At 54.1% G+C, this 16,361-nt stretch carries 11 protein-coding genes and 2 pseudogenes; 8 read left to right on the top strand and 5 right to left on the bottom strand.

The genetic code is table 11. From position 1 onward, the window contains the following. Nucleotides 1-77 precede the first annotated feature (77 nt). On the bottom strand, nt 78-1,544 hold the full coding sequence (locus FE783_RS27420) for an aminotransferase class I/II-fold pyridoxal phosphate-dependent enzyme (RefSeq protein WP_476638931.1): 1,467 nt from the start codon (nt 1,542-1,544) through the stop codon (nt 78-80). A 216-nt stretch (nt 1,545-1,760) separates the two neighbouring features. Between FE783_RS27420 and FE783_RS27415 the strand changes: the two genes are divergently transcribed. From FE783_RS27415 to FE783_RS27405, 3 genes are all read left to right on the top strand, one after another. After that, nucleotides 1,761-3,038 carry an MFS transporter gene (locus FE783_RS27415; RefSeq protein WP_138882562.1) on the top strand — a complete coding sequence of 426 codons (1,278 nt, stop codon included), beginning with the start codon at nt 1,761-1,763 and terminating at the stop codon, nt 3,036-3,038. 45 nt (nt 3,039-3,083) lie between these two features. Then, entirely contained in the window at nt 3,084-4,241 is a 1,158-nt protein-coding gene (locus FE783_RS27410) for an MFS transporter (protein ID WP_138882586.1), read from the top strand. 228 nt (nt 4,242-4,469) lie between these two features. Beyond that, nucleotides 4,470-6,431 carry a DUF2334 domain-containing protein gene (locus FE783_RS27405; protein ID WP_138882561.1) on the top strand — a complete coding sequence of 654 codons (1,962 nt, stop codon included), beginning with the start codon at nt 4,470-4,472 and terminating at the stop codon, nt 6,429-6,431. 575 nt (nt 6,432-7,006) lie between these two features. On the opposite strand, the gene FE783_RS27400 is transcribed toward FE783_RS27405, so the two are convergent. Together FE783_RS27400 and FE783_RS27395 are read right to left on the bottom strand one after the other, a co-directional pair. Continuing rightward, a complete protein-coding gene (locus tag FE783_RS27400; RefSeq protein ID WP_138882560.1) occupies nt 7,007-7,951 on the bottom strand; it encodes an aldo/keto reductase in 945 nt (314 codons plus the stop codon). Nucleotides 7,952-7,967: 16 nt separating this feature from the next. Next, the gene (locus tag FE783_RS27395; RefSeq protein WP_138882559.1) at nt 7,968-8,978 is read right to left on the bottom strand and encodes a Gfo/Idh/MocA family protein; all 1,011 of its coding nucleotides are present in this window, start codon (nt 8,976-8,978) and stop codon (nt 7,968-7,970) included. Nucleotides 8,979-9,103: 125 nt separating this feature from the next. Between FE783_RS27395 and FE783_RS27390 the strand changes: the two genes are divergently transcribed. Further along, entirely contained in the window at nt 9,104-9,949 is an 846-nt protein-coding gene (locus FE783_RS27390; protein WP_238403276.1) for a helix-turn-helix transcriptional regulator, read from the top strand. A gap of 49 nt (nt 9,950-9,998) precedes the next feature. Here FE783_RS27390 and FE783_RS27385 read toward each other — a convergent pair. After that, nucleotides 9,999-10,830: pseudogene (locus FE783_RS27385) on the bottom strand (aldo/keto reductase). A 186-nt stretch (nt 10,831-11,016) separates the two neighbouring features. Here FE783_RS27385 and FE783_RS27380 point away from each other — a divergent pair. From FE783_RS27380 to FE783_RS27370, 4 genes and pseudogenes are all read left to right on the top strand, one after another. Next, nucleotides 11,017-12,348 carry an ABC transporter substrate-binding protein gene (locus tag FE783_RS27380; RefSeq protein ID WP_138882558.1) on the top strand — a complete coding sequence of 444 codons (1,332 nt, stop codon included), beginning with the start codon at nt 11,017-11,019 and terminating at the stop codon, nt 12,346-12,348. Next, nucleotides 12,345-14,042, top strand: a complete 1,698-nt coding sequence (locus FE783_RS27375) for a sensor histidine kinase (RefSeq protein WP_138882557.1) — start codon at nt 12,345-12,347, stop codon at nt 14,040-14,042. Before FE783_RS27380 ends, FE783_RS27375 begins: the two co-directional genes overlap by 4 nt. Nucleotides 14,043-14,072: 30 nt before the next feature. Next, nucleotides 14,073-14,408: pseudogene (locus FE783_RS39035) on the top strand (response regulator); the annotation flags it as partial. Between the two features lie 138 nt (nt 14,409-14,546). After that, nucleotides 14,547-15,716, top strand: a complete 1,170-nt coding sequence (locus FE783_RS27370; RefSeq protein ID WP_420799774.1) for a helix-turn-helix transcriptional regulator — start codon at nt 14,547-14,549, stop codon at nt 15,714-15,716. A gap of 168 nt (nt 15,717-15,884) precedes the next feature. On the opposite strand, the gene FE783_RS27365 is transcribed toward FE783_RS27370, so the two are convergent. After that, nucleotides 15,885-16,118: a hypothetical protein gene (locus FE783_RS27365; RefSeq protein WP_138882555.1), complete on the bottom strand. Its 234-nt coding sequence runs from the start codon at nt 16,116-16,118 to the stop codon at nt 15,885-15,887. Between the last annotated feature and the right edge of the window lie 243 nt (nt 16,119-16,361).

Genomic DNA, 16,361 nt, shown 5'->3' with positions numbered 1-16,361 from the left:
TTTAGGGGATAGTAAGGGGGCTCCCCCGAAAGTAATAGGAATAAGCTTCGAAGGCATTCTTCACTTTTGGGGGACCTTTAATATATTGGCTTCGTTTCGACGATAACTTTGACGAACTCGATCGTACGGTCTTCCGGTCCTTTAACCGGCAGTCCGACTTCGAGATGGTCGACGATATAATCGATATTTTCCTGGGATATCACTTCGCCGGGCAGCAAGATCGGGATGCCGGGCGGATAAACGTAGATGAACTCGGCCATGATGCGTCCCGCCGATTCCTTGAACGGCACCAGCTCCGTGTCGCCGTAGAACGCGTCCCGCGGCGTCAGGGAAAGCTGCGGAATTTCCGGAATTTTCACGACCAGCTCGTTGGCTTGATTGTCCGCGTACTCTTTGGCCAGCACCGTCAAAGCTTCCAGCAAAATGTCCACGTTTTCCTGCGTATCCCCGGGTGTGATCAAACAAAGGATGTTGTACATATCGCTAAGCTCGATCTCGATATTATAACGGTCCCTAAGCCAATTCTCCACATCATAGCCCGTAATGCCCAAATGCCGGATATGGACGGTAACCTTGGTCGGATCGTAATCGAACGTCGCTTCCGTGCCGAGTATGTCTTCCCCGAAGCAGTACAGACCCGGTATTTCATTAATTTTCCTGCGCGCGTATTGCGCCAGTCCGATCGCTTTCTCCGCCATCGCTTTGCCGTTCAGCGCCAGATTTCTTCTAGACGTGTCCAAGGAGGCGAGCAGCAAATACGACGTGGATGTCGTAGTCAGCATGCTGATAATCGTCTGGATGCGTCTTTGGTTGACGCGCGGACCTTGCACGTTCAATACGGAGCTTTGGGTCATCGAGCCGCCCAGCTTGTGCACGCTTGTCGCCGCCATATCGGCGCCGGCTTTCATGGCGGACAAGGGCAGGTCGTCATGGAAATGAATCAACGCCCCATGCGCTTCGTCGACCAGCACCGGAATATCGTAGCTGTGCACCAGATCGACGATTTCCTGCAAATCGGCGCAAACCCCGTAGTAGGTAGGATTGATGACAAGCACCGCTTTCGCGTCAGGGTGTCTGGCGAGCGCCTTCCTGACCGAGCTTGTCGTTACGCCATGATCGATGCCGAGATTTTGGTCGCGGGCGGGGGAGAGGAAGACCGGCTTCGCTCCCGAGAAAATGATAGCCGCCAAAATCGACTTATGCACGTTGCGCGGGACGATGATTTTGTCGCCTTCGCCGACGATGGACATGATCATCGTGATGATCGCCCCGCTCGTACCTTGGACGGAAAAGATCGTATATTGTGCGCCGAACGCGTCGGCAGCGAGCTTCTGCGCTTCTTGAATAATGCCGGTCGGTTGATGAAGATCGTCCAGCGGTGCTATATTGATTAAGTCGATCGATAGAGCGTTGTCCCCGATAAACGAACGGAATTCGGGGTCGGCGCCGGCTCCCGTCTTATGTCCGGGGATATGGAATTGTATCGGGCGTTTGGACGCGTGCTCGGTCAACGCGGTAAACAAAGGAGTGCGGTTGTGATCCAATGCGGTCATCCCTTCTTTCCAGGCGATTGCAAATGATTTGCGTAAACAAAGTTGAGTATATCAAATTGGACGGGACATGCAAGTCAAAGTTTTGTTACGAAAGTGTTGCCGTTTTCCGTAATTTACTATGCCTTTTGGGGAACACTGGAGAGATACCGCGGCAATGCCGCGATAATTCCGCATAACTTCAGCAAGCTGCGAGCAGAGGGTGGATATATGAACAAGCTGAAATCGTTTTGGTTAAGTCAAAAGCCGTTTTTTACTCCTTTCGTCGTGATCCTTCTTCTTATCATGTTTATCGTGGAATTCGTGAAGGGCGCGATATTGGTCTCCATCCTGCCAATCTACATGAAGTCGGCACTCGGCATCTCTACCTTTATTATCGGCTGGACGATGGCGCTTCAATATTTGGGAGACAATCTATTCCGTTCGCCTGTAGGCTGGCTGATCGATAAAGTCGGCTATCGGGCGGTCATGCTGGCCGGGGTTCTCGTGACGTTCGCGTCCGTCCTCATTATGGTTACATTTACGCATACCGCTTGGATAATCGTTTCCTGCACGCTGCTCGGAATCGGCACTTCGCCGCTATGGCCTAGCGTCATTACGGGGGCGACCGAATCGGTAGGCGAGCAAGCGAACGGCACGACGATGTCGATCATTTATTTATCGTGGCTGTCCGGAGTCGGTTTGGGTCCGGTCGTCATCAACTTTTTTATAGGGGAATCGTATACGCCGGCATTCCGGCTGCTTGTCCTGCTGATGGCGGTTTGTTTGCTGCTGACGTATTTCATGCCGAAGCGCCGCCGCAGCGACACGGACGTAAAGTCGCTGCTGAACGAGTTGAAAGGCAGACATGCCGGACAGCCGCGTGAAAGCTTATGGACCCGGCAAATGCGCAAGACGCGCCAGTATTTGGGCGAGGTCAGACGATCGTTAAACGTCAGCTGGGTGTTTTACCCGGCGTTGTTCGCGCAGACGTTCGCCCTCGGGCTGCTTACCCCGGTATTGACGCTGTATGCCCGCACGGTGCTTCATTTGACCCCGTCGCAGTACAGCATGTTCCTGATCGCCGGAGGAGCGATTACGGTCCTGTTCCTCATACCGGTCGGCAAGCTGGTGGACCGCTTCGGTACCCGGTGGTTTATAAACATCGGCCTGCTGCTCAGCTCGTTCACGCTGCTGACTTTTACGTTCGTCTCATCGATCTATATCGTGCTTGCGCTCGTAACGCTTCTCGGCATCGGCTATGCGCTGATCATTCCGTCCTGGAACGCCTTGATCGCATCGGTCATTCCGAAAGAAAAACGGGGAGCGATATGGGGGTTTTTCCTTACGATCGAAGGCTCCGGCAACGTGGTCGGACCGATCATTTCCGGCAAGCTGTGGGATTCGTTCAGCCATCATGCTCCGTTTGTTATGAGCGGGCTCGTTCTCGCGGCGCTGTTCGTTCTTCAATTGTTCATTTTTGTCAACCGTAAAGTTATGGTAAGATAATTGGAGCTTGGTGCAGCTCCATACTTTTTTTCGGAGGACTTTATGGTGAGAAAGCAACTTGGCGCGATTATGCTTCTGCTGATGACGATTTTCATAGGGTTCGGCATCATTATTCCGGTATTGCCGGAAATTGTGAGTCCGTTCCACCTCAATATGATGCTCATGCTGTATTCGGCGGTATCGTTCCTCATGTCGCCGTTCTGGGGAGGGCTATCGGATCGAATCGGCAGACGTCCCGTTCTGCTCCTCGGCTTGTCCGGGTTCGCGGTCAGCTTCCTGCTGCTCGGCTTGGCGGGAGACCGACTGTGGCTGATGTACGTGTCCCGCATATTGGGCGGATTGTTTTCCGGAGCGGCGACTTCGTGCGCGGTCGCCTACGTGGCCGATATTACGACCGAAGAGAACCGGACGAAAGGAATGGGACTGGTCGGCATGTCGATCGGACTCGGATTCATCTTCGGTCCGGCCGTCGGAGGGTTGTTGACCGGCTTCGGACTGTCCGTCCCGTTTTATGTCGCATCGGCGCTCTCTTTCGTCACGTTATTGCTTGCCGCCGCCAGGCTCAAGGAATCGCTGCCGGCGTCCAAGCGCAGAGACGTAAAGAAGCGGGCATCCCGCTGGACGGCTTTCTCGGGCTCGTTGAAATATTTGTACATATTGTCGTTTTTCGTAACGTTCACGCTGGCCGGGATGGAAGGGACGCTGCAATATTTCGAGGCGATCAAATTCGGCGCAGGCCCGATGGACATTGGCATCATGTTTTTGGTCAGCGGCATCGTGGGGGCGGCGATTCAAGGCGGGGTCGTGCGCAGGCTCGTGAAGCCGGGGGACGAGCCGAAGGTGATCGCGATCGGTCTTGTTCTTTCCTCGATCGGTTTTTTCCTGATTCTGCTCTCTTCCAGCTTGCTGACGGCAACCTTGTATTTGACTGTCTTCGGGGCCGGCAACGCACTCATCAGACCTTGCGTGCTGTCGCTCATTTCGCAGAAAACGAAGGTCGGACAAGGCGTCGCGACAGGCTTGAACTCCTCGATGGACAGCTTGGGGCGGATCGCCGGTCCGCTTATGGGAATGGGGGCGTATCATTTGAACATCCATTTGCCGTTTGCCATCGGCGGAACGTTATGCTTGGCCGCCATCATGCTGCTTATGACGTTCAGGGCGGCCGATCGCCAGTCGAAGCAGGCTAGTGCGGCGGGGTAACCGGCTTGCTAGCGAAGGCGCGCCAGCGAAAATTGAATTCAATCCCGGTCTATGCGGCCGGGATCTTTTATATTATCGAGGAAAACGGCGGGGGGCGCGGGGCTAAAATTGCAGGATTCGACAAATTTCATGCGACTTTCAGCGATGCGGGCATTTTTTTTAATGTAATTTGTAAGCGGTTTAGATATAATACAACCATAGTACTAGGTAATCACCTGCATAGACTGAATGGCACCAGGAGGGACTCGCATTAAGAAACGACGGCTGCTCGCATTTCGTCCCCGCACGCGTCTGCTGCTCGCCGTGACGGGAATATTCGTCTTATTTTATACGCTGTATTTTGCAACTGCGCTCGGTAACGACAATATGCCGAAGCAAATATTGCTCCGGCTGGAAGATGTCGGCCCCGGAGGCCAATATGAAGGAGCCGAACAGCTTGGGAAGCTGAGAGCGGTTCTCGGATTATTAAATGAACGCGGAGTCCGTTATCAGATCGCCGTGATCCCGCGATGGATCAATGTCGCGAAGGATGGGGCCCGTTACGACGTCTCGATCGACGAAGTGGATAACGAATATGTGCGGTCGTTCGACGCACTGCTTCATGAAGCATCTCGATCCGGCGCGGTCATCGGCATGCACGGTTATACGCATCAGGTAGGCGATACGTTCCGCGCAGACGGCCATCAGGAATCCGGCATCGGCAATGAATTCTATATGCCCGACGTGAAAGATTCGATGACGACTCAATATGCGTCGCAGCGGATCATAGAGGGGGCGGAGAAGTTTCGCCGCATCGGCCTATTCCCTTATTTCTGGGAAGCTCCGCATTACAGGACGCTGCCCGAGCAGGATGTGGTGTTCCGCAATTACTTCGGCTTGCACTTCCAAGCGAACGTTCAGGAGAACCGCAACGCGCTGCAGCCGCAATATTCGACCGGGCGGAATACCGGGTACGGATCACCCTCGTTAGGAGCCATTTACGTTCCAACACCGTTATCCTACATCCCTTATAACCGCGATGTCGACATTATTACGAATCAGTTGAACAAATCCGACAAGCTTCCTGCACTCTTTTTTCACCCTTTCCTCGAATTCAAGCATTTGCTTCCGGTTACGGACGAAGACGGAGAACCGGTCCTGAAGGACGGGGTGCCGCTTTACCGTTATCCGGCCGGCGAGAAAAGTCCCATGCAGAAGCTACTGCCTCGGCTTGCCGAAAAAGGCTTCAGCTTCATCTCGATTACGGACTTCATCCCGTTCGTCCCGGCACATAGTATGAGGGTCGGCAAAGACCGCACCGGTTTTGTCAAAGTGGGCGACGTCAACGGGGACGGTCAAGCGGACATCGTCGAATGGGATCGGACCAAAGGGCAAATCGTCGTCACGCCGGGCGATTTCCGCGGCCTGCGCAATGAAGTATCGTCTGCTCCGGCCGTATGGTGTCAGCTTAGCTATTCGAAAGGCGACGTCTGGACGCTCTTGGACGACAATGGTGACGGAAAATCCGACCTGTTGGTATTGAGAGCTAACGGTACGCTGGAGTCCTATCGCTCCCGGCAGTCGGAATTCGTCTTATCCCGTACTTGGAAGACGGGAAAACCTAGCGGCTGGAGCGACATGTTCGCGCTAAGAAATAAAGGGAGCGGATGGATTATCGCCGGGGAAGCGGCCGACGGCAGCCAATTGGAAAGCTTTTCGCTTATGCAAGAAGAGCTTGTGCCGCTGGCGCCGCGCCCATGGGACCGGAACCTGCCGGTTCGGCTTAACGTCGCCGATCTGGACGGTGACGGGAATGACTCGTTGTTGATCCCGTTCCCGCATTCTTCGCGATGGATCGAGCTCGTCCCGGATACGGCCGCCCGGAAATGGAAGCGGAACGTGCTTCGGCTGACGATACCTACAGGCGAGGACGGTCAAGTGAAAATCGGCGATTTCAACGGAGACGGGAAAGAAGACGTGCTGTTCTGGAATGCCGAAACGAAAATGTTCGCGGTTTATCGGCAGACCGGCCCGCTGCGATTCGAGCTGCTGTCGCGGATGGGACCTTGGGGCCATTCGACCGGAGATTTGTTCGTTTGCGATATGAACGGCGACGGACGCAAGGACGTGGCGGAATTGGCGAACGACGCGCCGTATCTCGATATGGCGCTGTCGTTCCAAACGAAGTTTGCTGCGGTCGGCAAGCCGTGATCATCATAAGGCTTCGGCGGGAATGGCGTTCCCGACCGAAGCCTTTTTTTGCATTTATAAGGCAACATACCAAGTTAAAAGTCTGGTGTTGGAGACCCCCGATAAAGTCCTTGGCGTAACCTGCGAAGGTTAGCGTCACTTTTTGGGGTGTGGGGGCGCCTTTATTTGATTCGTCTAATACGAACCGTTTCCGCTCCCGTAACTGGAAAACATGTCGTTATTTTCTCGATTTTTTCGATTTTTCGGATTGTGAACTGGAAAACCTGCAGTATATTTTATCGAATTTGCTGTTTGGGCCCGATTTTGGCGAATTTATCTGTAGGTTTTCCCGTTATAGCTCATTATTTGCCCTATTCTTGTTACTTGTACTGTAGGTTTTCCATTTAGTGGGGCGAGACCGGGGCAGTATAAGTTTGACCTGCAAAGTGAACGTAGAAATTCCGCTCAGCGAGTGTGTGATGTGACGGACGACGGGAGCCGGCTAAACGTATAGGTTTGCACACCAAAACACCGTCCGGGCGTTTCACCCGAACGGTGCTGTAATCTGAAGATCGTCGCTGTTACTGTTGGCAATTTCAAACGGTCTTAAGCTCGGCGGACAAGTCCAGCCAGTCGAGCTCCGACTTGCTCAGCTTGATCGCCATCGCGTCGCGGCACGATTCGAGCTCCGTTACGTTTTTGGGCCCGATCAGCGCGCATGTCGGGAACGGCTGGTTCAATACGTATGCGAGCGCGATCTGAATCGTCGATACGCCCCGCTCCTTGGCGAGCTGCTCCGCCCGGCGATACCGTTCCCAGTTGGCGTCGCTGTAGAAGACGCGGACGAGATCGGCGTTATCGCGAACTTCGGGGGTGAACAGGCCGGTAAAGAAGCCGCGCGCTTGCGAAGACCAGGACAGCAGCGGGAACTGATTCGCTTCATGCCAGGCGCAAGCCTCGGCGTCCGCGGAAACGCATCCGGCCCAGAACGGCTCGTTCGGCTTCGCGAGACTTAAATTCGGACTGCTGAACGTAAAGCCTACAAGTCCATGTGCGGCGGCGTAGTCATTCGCTTCATGTATGCGCGTATGTGTCCAGTTGGAAACACCGATAGCGTGAATGCGGCCGGCAGCGATATGTTCGTTAAGCGCTTCGATAATCGGTCCTACGGGCACGTTCGGATCGTCGCGGTGCAGTGCGTACAGATCGACATAATCGGTGCGGAGCCGCTGCAGGCTGATCGCCAGCTCTTCGTCGATAGCCTCTTTGTTGACACGGGGACCGCTGGCATTGTGATGCGCGCCCTTCGTCAGAACGATGACATCCTCGCGGTTGCCGCGCGATTCCATCCACAGACCGATCGTTTCTTCGCTCTTCCCGCCGCCGTAAATGTAAGCCGAATCGATCGCATTGCCGCCGATTGCCATATATGCGTCCAAGATGACGCCGACGGTATCGAGCAGCTCCGGTTTGAAATAATCCGTTCCGAGCATAAGCTGGGCGCATGGTTTGTTCAAGCCTGGAATTTGGAAATAATTCATTGCGGATTTTCCCCTTTCAACGGTTGGAAATGGTGACGCGGGAGCGCGTCCGCGCCGATTCGAGACAAGCGTCGATTACCCGCATGTTGGCAATGGCGTCGGAAGAGGCGAAAGAAAGCGGGGTCCCGTCCAATACGCTTGCCGCAAGATCGTCCGCCTGCAGGCTGTATTGATTGATCGCCTCCATCTGTTCTTCCCGACGCTGGCCTTTGGCCGTCACATAGAATACCGACGGAGCGCTCGGGCTGCAGACGAAAGCGGATGGCAGTTCGATTCTGCCGTCAGTGCCAAGCACTTCCAGCGTGTTGCGTCCGGCGGCCCACATCGCGCAGTCGAATGTCAAGCCTACCCCGCCGGCGAACTCTAGCAGGCCGGAAGCCATCATATCCACCCCTCCGTGCTCGGGGGAGAAGAAGGCGTGGACGGTAGCCGCTTCCGGCTCCCGCTCGAGCAGCAGCCGTGCCGCGCTGATCGGGTAAACGCCGATATCGTATAGGGAGCCGCCGCCCATCGTCTGGTCGTTGCGGAAATTGGTCGTGTTGGCCGAGTTGTTGAACGTAAACGCTCCATGAATGCCGCGAATCGTCCCGATCTCCCCGGATTTGATTATTTCCTTTATTCGCGAATAGCGTGGGTGATAACGGTACATAAACGCTTCGGCAAGCTTGACGCCATGCTTGTCGCAAGCCTCCACCATTTCTTGCGCTTCACTCGCATTTATTGCGAAAGGCTTCTCGCACAGCACGTGCTTGCCGGCTTCGGCGGCGCGAATTGTCCATTCCTTGTGCAGATGGTTGGGCAGAGGGATGTAGACGGCATCGATATCGCCGTCGGCGAGCAGCGCTTCATAGCTTCCATATGCTTTCGGAATGCCGAGCTTCTCCGCCGTTTGTTTCGCCTTCGTCTCATCGCGGCTTGCGATCGCCGCCACCTCGCCTCGCGCGGATTGTTGAATGCCGGGTACGACGGAACGGATCGCGATGCCCGCACAACCGACGATACCCCACCGCAGCTTTGCTGCAACCATAGGTTATCCCTCGCTTTGTTAAAAGTATATTGTCATTATAAAGGATTGATAATAGAATAAATATAATAATATATTGAACTAAATAACACGATATTGTCATCGTGATCGTGTGCGGGGGTGTTCGGTTGCCTAACCTTCCATGTATTTTGCCTACTTTGCCGGAGCGGCGTTTTTTTTGTTCCCCCGTTTCGGTCGGCTCTAGCTGGGACGTCCCGGAGCACAGCATTTATCGGGGAAAAGGGGCCATCAACGAATTCAATATCCATCTGGTCGTAAGCGGTAAAGGTTATGTCGAGATCGAAGGGAAATCCTATATGCTGCAGGCGGGGAGTGCATTCCTGTATTTCCCGCTGGAAGAACAGCGGTACTACAGTTCCGAGGACGATCCATGGCATGTCAAATGGGTGCACTTCTACGGCGACAAGCTGAAGGAGTTCATGATCGAGCACGGCTTTCACCGCTCTACGCTTTGGTCGATGAACCAGGTGAAGCCGCTGGAGGAAGCCCATCTCGCGCTGTATGAAGAAGCCAGCCGTCACAAAATATTGCACGAAACGAAGCTTTCGGCGCTCACTTATGCGTTTCTCGTGGAATTCATGGGTCACGCGGTCCCGTTCTCCGCCGTTAAAGGCACCGCTTCGGCGGACCGCATCCCCGAGCTGCTGCCGTACATGCAGGAGCGGGCCAGAGAGCCGTTCGATTTGGAATATTGGGCCGGGCAGGCGGAAGTGAGCTCCTACTATTTCTGCAAGCTGTTCCGCAAGGCTACCCGGATGACGCCGCTTGCTTTCATTACGTTGTGCAGGCTGCAGTATGGCAAACAGCGGCTGCTGGAGCAGCTGGACTTGCCGATTCAGCAAATCGCCAAGGAAGCGGGCTATTCCAGCGCCAGTTATTTCAACAAAAGATTCATGGAGCATGAAGGGATGACCCCGTCGGAGTTCAGGGAGCTGTACATGAGGAAGAGTTAGCGAAAAGCAAAAACAGCCCGGCTTCGTAGAGGTCAGGCCGAGGCTGCAATCAGAAATTGAAATTGTCCGGGTCGGCTCCGACGCGGCGGTCGAGATTCAAGCCGTCGATCCTTTCCATATCCGCGGCTGACAGCTCGAAATCGAAAATGTCCGCATTTTCGCGGATGCGCGCCGGGGTGACCGATTTCGGAATTGTAACGACGCCGTGCTGCAGGTCCCACCACAATATGATTTGCGCCGGCGATTTGCCGTATTTACCGGCCAGCTCCGTCAGAAGCTCGTGCGACAGCAGCTCCTTGCCCTGCATGAGCGGACTCCACGCCTCCAATAGAATGCCTTGTTCTTTGCAATAACGGAGAAGCGGGCGCTGAGATAGACGGGGGTGATATTCCACCTGATTGACCATCGGCTTTGTTTCCGCATCCTTCATCAGATCTTCCAGATGATGCACATGGAAATTGCTGACCCCGATAGCGCGCACGCGTCCGTCCTTGTACAGCTTCTCCAACGCTTTCCACGTATCTTTGTATTTGCCCTTTACCGGCCAGTGCATCAATACAGATCCACATAGTCCAACCCGAGCTTGCGCAGGCTCAGTTCGAATGCGGCAAGCGATATATCGTATCCTTGATCGGAGTTCCATACTTTGGTCGTAATGAACAACTGATCGCGGGCAACCCCGCTCTCGCGAATTGCTTTGCCTACGCCCTCTTCATTGCCGTATACGGCTGCGGTGTCGATGCTGCGATAACCGATGCCGATCGCCGTCTTTACCGCAAGCTCCACTTCGCCGCCCTCGGCCGCTTTCCATACGCCGAGTCCGAGCCATGGCATTGTACTCCGTTGCTTAGGACGGTCGAATCCGTCAGCTGCTTCGTCACACTCAATACCTCCGTTCGCCTGTTGAAGTAGTCAGATTACTTTCCCAACGTACCATCATGGAAATTCTATTGCAAATCGGCAATCTGTTAACAATGTATAGCGATTATTAAATAAATACTATTTTCAAACCGGGTAAAGCTATTCCTATAATGGAAACGTGAGAATATGCCGAGGAGATGACCGCCATGAAACGTACTTGCAGCCGCAATCGCCGCGCGGTCCTGATCGCCTGTATTACCCTTATGGCGGGCTTGACGTCCGGATGCCGGGGCGATGCCGGGCAGCCTGCGGAATCCGTTCCCGGCGGAATGGGCGAGACGCTTACCGGAAGGAGCATTACGGCATATATGGGCAACAGCCCGGCAGCCGACGCCATTCGGGCTTTATTGCCGGAATTCGAAGCCCGCACGGGGCTGAAAGTAGATTTGACGAGCTTTACGAACGAGCAGCTGAGCCAGAAGCTTTCCGTTCAGTTTGCGGCCGGCAGCACGAGTCCGGACGTATTCATGACCCGGCCCCTCGAAGAGCTGAAATCGTTCGGCCGTAACGGGTGGCTTCAGCCGCTGGACAAATACGTAGCAGGCGATTCGAACTACGACTTCGCGGATTTTTCGCAGACTGCGATCGAATCCGTTACGTATGACTCGAAAATCGCGGCGATGCCGTTGTCAACGGAGCAGCAAATTTTATTTTACCGCAAAGATTTGCTGACGCAGGCCGGATTGTCCGTTCCCCGGACGATGGATGAGCTGGAGGCGGCCGCCAAAGCTTTGCACGATCCGGTTAACGGCGTGTTCGGCTTCGTGGCGAGAGGGCAGCGAAACGCACTTGTGACGCAGCTCTCGTCGTTTCTGTACTCGGAAGGCGGAGATTTTCAGAAGGACGGCAGATCGGCTATCAATACGCCGGAAGCGATTAGAGGGATCGGCCGTTATGTAACGCTTCTGAAGCGGTACGGACCTTCGGGCGTATTCAATATAGGCTGGCAGCAGGCGGCCGGACTGTTCTCGCAGGGGAAGGCGGCGTTCTACACCGATGCGAGCGCGATTTATTCGATCGCGATGGGCTCACATCAATCGTCCATTGCCGACAAGGTCGGAATCGCCATGTTTCCGGCGGGACAAGCAGGTTCCAAGCCGTTCAACGTGACCGCCTGGGGCTTAGGGATGAATGCGGGCTCTGTCCGTAAAGATGCGGCTTGGCTTTTTATCCGGTGGGCTACGAGCAAGGAGGTCGTCATGAAATCTCAGCAAATGGGCAACCCGGGAGCACGGACGTCCGTATGGAACGACCCGCAGGGCGTATCCGGCTTCCCTTCGGAGTATATTAGCGTCGTCATGGAATCGATGCGGGTAGGCGTCGGCCATGACCGCCCGCAGGTCGTCAATGTAGGTCAAGCCCGCGACATTATCGGCGATGTTGTCATCCAAGGACTTCTGGACGAAGACATAACTGCGGCGGCGGACAAAGCGAATCGCGAGTTCCAGGCGCTGATCGACGGGGAGAACGGCAAATGAACACGTTCGGCAAAATTATACTGCTCGTCGTCTCGCTGCTCATCCCGATCATTTTGTTGTACGGGTATTCGAATCAAGTGAGCGTAAACGTCGTTCGCGACACGATCGAGAACGGCAACCGGAACCGGCTCACCTTCTTTATGAGCCAGATGGAAATGATGATCGACCAGCTGACGAAATATTCGGTAACGGCGAGCCGCGATTACAGCATCCGGGAATATTTGAACGGCAGAAATGTAGATTCCCGGCTCACCCAGCTCCAGCGGCAAAGCCGAATCGTAGAGATGTTGAACATGCAAATCGCGACTAGCGCCTGGAACAACCAAATCATTTTGCATTTGCCCGATTCCAAGGAAGTGCTGTCGACCGATTACTCGGTTCAATACGACGAGAACTACATCCGCAGCCCGGAATGGAGAAAATGGACGCACCGGAGCGCGGTTACGTTCGGCATCACCCAAACGTTCTTCTCGCGAATAAAGGAAAGCGACATCTCGAATTTGCTCGTCGAGGTCCGGTTTACCGACGATAATTTGCGCAACATGCTGAATTTGCTGAAGCAGGGAGGGGAGCATGAGCCGTTCCTGTATCAGGCCGGGGCGGAGCCGATTATTAGCTATACCGCGGACCGGACGCTCGTAAGCCGAACCGTGGAGCGGCTGGAACGAACGGAGCTTATGCCCGGCGGAAGCTTGACGATCGATCTGGACGACGGCAAATATATCGTCAACTATATCCGCTCCGAAAGCTTGGGCTGGTTCCTCGTCGATATCGTCCCGCTGCAAAGCATCTTCGCTCCTATCGTCACGAGCCGGAATTTGTTCTACGCCTCGATCTGCCTGCTGATGGCGCTCAGCATTCTGGTCACCCTGCTGCTGTACCGAAACGTCCAGCGGCCGATCCAGATGCTCATACGAGGCGTTCAGCGCATCAAGGACGGACAATATGCTTCGCGGCTGAAGCGGCAAACGAACAACGAGTTCGACTTCCTGTTCCACAGCTTCAACGAGATGGCGGAGCAGATCGGGGATTTGATCGAGAAGGTGTACAAGGAAACGCTGAGATCCAAGGAGGCTACGCTTAAGCAGCTCCAGTCGCAAATCAACCCGCACTTTTTGTACAATTGCTTGTTCTACATTAAAAATATGGCCAATCTTGGGGATAAGGAGGCGGTCGGCGCGATGGCGCTGAACTTGGGGGAATATTACCGGTATTCGACACGGCTGGAGAAGCCGACCGCGACACTTGCCGAGGAAATCAAGCTGATCGAGAACTATTTGAATATCCAGACGATGCGCATGCAGCGGTTCCATTACGAGATCGAAATCGCGGACCGGATGCTTTCCCTCGAAATTCCGCGCCTGCTCGTACAGCCTCTAGTAGAAAACGCAGTCATCCACGGCGTGGAGGACAATGTGCAATTCGGCCTCATCCGGATAACGGGCGAACAGGGCGACGGACTTAACCGGATTATCGTCGAAGACAACGGCCCGGGAATGGATAAGGAAAAGATGATGGAGCTGCAAAGGAAAATGGCTCTGCCGAAAGACGAGAATGCGAGCTTCGGCTTATGGAACACCCACCAGCGTCTCGTCCATATGTATGGAGGAAGATCGGGTCTTTATTTCTCGCAGCCCGGTTCGAACGGGTTTCGCGTGGAGATGGTATGGGAGGATCGGAAGGAGCCGTCTTGAGCGGTATATTGACGAAGGGGAGGGATTCGGATGTTTCAGTTGCTCATCGTCGACGACGAAGCCAGTGTAGTAGACAGCCTTGCCGATACGCTTCCATGGGACGAGATCGGGATCTCGACCGTATTTAAAGCTTATTCCGGCCATGAAGCGCTGGAGCTGTTAAAGACGAATACGATCGATATTATGATGACCGACATCCGCATGCCGGGCATGAACGGGCTGGAGCTGCTTGCGCTCGTCCGCCGGGAATGGAAAAGAGTCAAATGCATTTTGCTGTCGGGCCATGCGGAGTTCGCATATGCGCAGCAGGCGATTCAGCACGATGCCCACGAGTATTTGCTGAAGCCGATCGGGGACGACGAGGTGCTCGCCAAAGTCGGAAATCTCGTTCAAGCAATTAAGCTGGAACGGGATGAGAACCGGCAATATGAACGAGTCGCGAAGGCGTTTCAGGAGCATTTGCCTAAGCTTCAGGGGGATTTGCTTGGGGACTTGCTGCAGGGGATGAAAATTTCGCCGGAACGGCTGCGGCAGAAGCTGGAGTCGCTCAAAATCCCGATACCGGCCGAGGAGCGTTTCGCTCTTATGCTGTTCCGGCTCGAGGACCGGTTCGCCGAGCTTGATTTCTACAGCTTGTCGCTGATGGAGTACGCGGTCGTCAATATGGCGGAGGAGCTGTTCGAGGACGAGTTCCGGTTATGGAGCTGCAAAGACCTGCACGGTTATTTGGTATTCCTCGTCATGTTCTCCGAGGCTCATCGGGACCGGCAGGAGCATCATACAGCCGAAAACCGGCTGCAGTCGATGGCTTCCCAGCTGCAGCTCAGCGTCGATCGTTTTCTGAAAGGGAGCGTATCCGTTCTGATCAGCAGATGGGGATCGTTCCCGGTCGACATCAAGCGACTATATGAAGAAATTTTGTTGTCCATGCGCAAGCAAGTAGGCAATCAGAGCGGCCTGCTTATTTATGCCTCGGACGAGCTGGAGCAGCTTCCCGTTCATGCCCTGCAGCGGCTTTACGAGCCGCCGATGCTCGTCCACCTGCTCGAATCCGGGGATTGGGAACGGACTCACGATAAGCTGACCGGCATCTGGGGCGAGCTGAGCCAGAAATGGGCCGACTCTCAGGAGCATCTGATGGAAGCATTCTTCTCCATATACGCCTCGTTCAGCTCGTTCGCGCACAAGAACGGACGCCAACTGACCGATATGATCGGGCCGCACCTGTCCGATGTAACCGGCTTGGCGCAGAGCCGTTCCCTGGAAACTTTGCACCAGTGGATGTTCCAGTCGCTCGAGCTGCTGCTGCAGTGTATGGAGAATGAGACGAGAAACGACCGCGAGAATACGGTGCGGAGAATCAAGCAGTTCGTGCAGAAGCATCTGGTAGAAGACGTTTCCTTGCAGGCTATCGCCGATTATATGTACATGCATCCCGTCCACGTGTCGCGCATCTTCAAGCTGGAGACGGGGGATAATTTGAGCGATTTCGTGCTGCGTCTGAAAATGGAGCAGGCCGCCGCCCTGCTTGCCGATCCTTCGCTGAAAAACTATGAGGTCGCCCTGCAGCTCGGCTATCAAAATCCGAATTATTTCATCAAGGTGTTTAAAAAGTACTATTCGCTCACGCCTCAGGAGTTCCGGCAGAAGCTGGAGACGGTGGAGGAGCATTAAGTATTTTCAATTTGTAAGAAAAACGTCTATCGATGTATTTCAAGGATGAGCGACCGCGATTTAGCGGAAGTTTCTCTTGGTTCAGAATGTTTCTGTTCGCTTTAATGATTTAGCGAACTTAAACATTCTGAAACGATAAAAACCCTCCGCCTCGGAGGGTTTTTCCGTCTAATTATTGTTCATCTCATGCGACTTTTCCTTCTCGATCTTATTGGTAAGCAAGTGTTCTACGATCGAAGCATTCGATTTCAAATATTGATGTTTGCTGGCCGACTCTGTGAAGTATCGACCTTGTTCTTCGACATTCGTAATATCATTTTCGGCTGCGACTTCGCCGATCGTCTTGATTTCCTTTTGAACATCCGAACTGTCATTTGGGAATGGCTCGCGATTATTTACCAAAATTTACACCTCCTTAAGTTTAGCTTCCCGAGCTTAAGCGAAATTATTCGTAATCCGATCTAGTTAATTTTGTGCCATCCAGGTTAAATAGTTGTCATTTTAACGGAAGGGGAAACGCTTTACTATTAATTCAGGAGGCGACGATGTCCCGAATCGATCGGGGATCGGAAGCCCGGAATCGACCAAGGAACTGTCACGTAATAACATATCTGCTTTAAGATGCCGGGAGCAGGCATCGGCAAT

It is taken from the genome of Paenibacillus mesophilus, assembly GCF_005938385.1.
Taxonomy (GTDB): domain Bacteria; phylum Bacillota; class Bacilli; order Paenibacillales; family NBRC-103111; genus Paenibacillus_AB; species Paenibacillus_AB mesophilus.
This window is presented reverse-complemented; position numbering and strand designations above follow the sequence as displayed.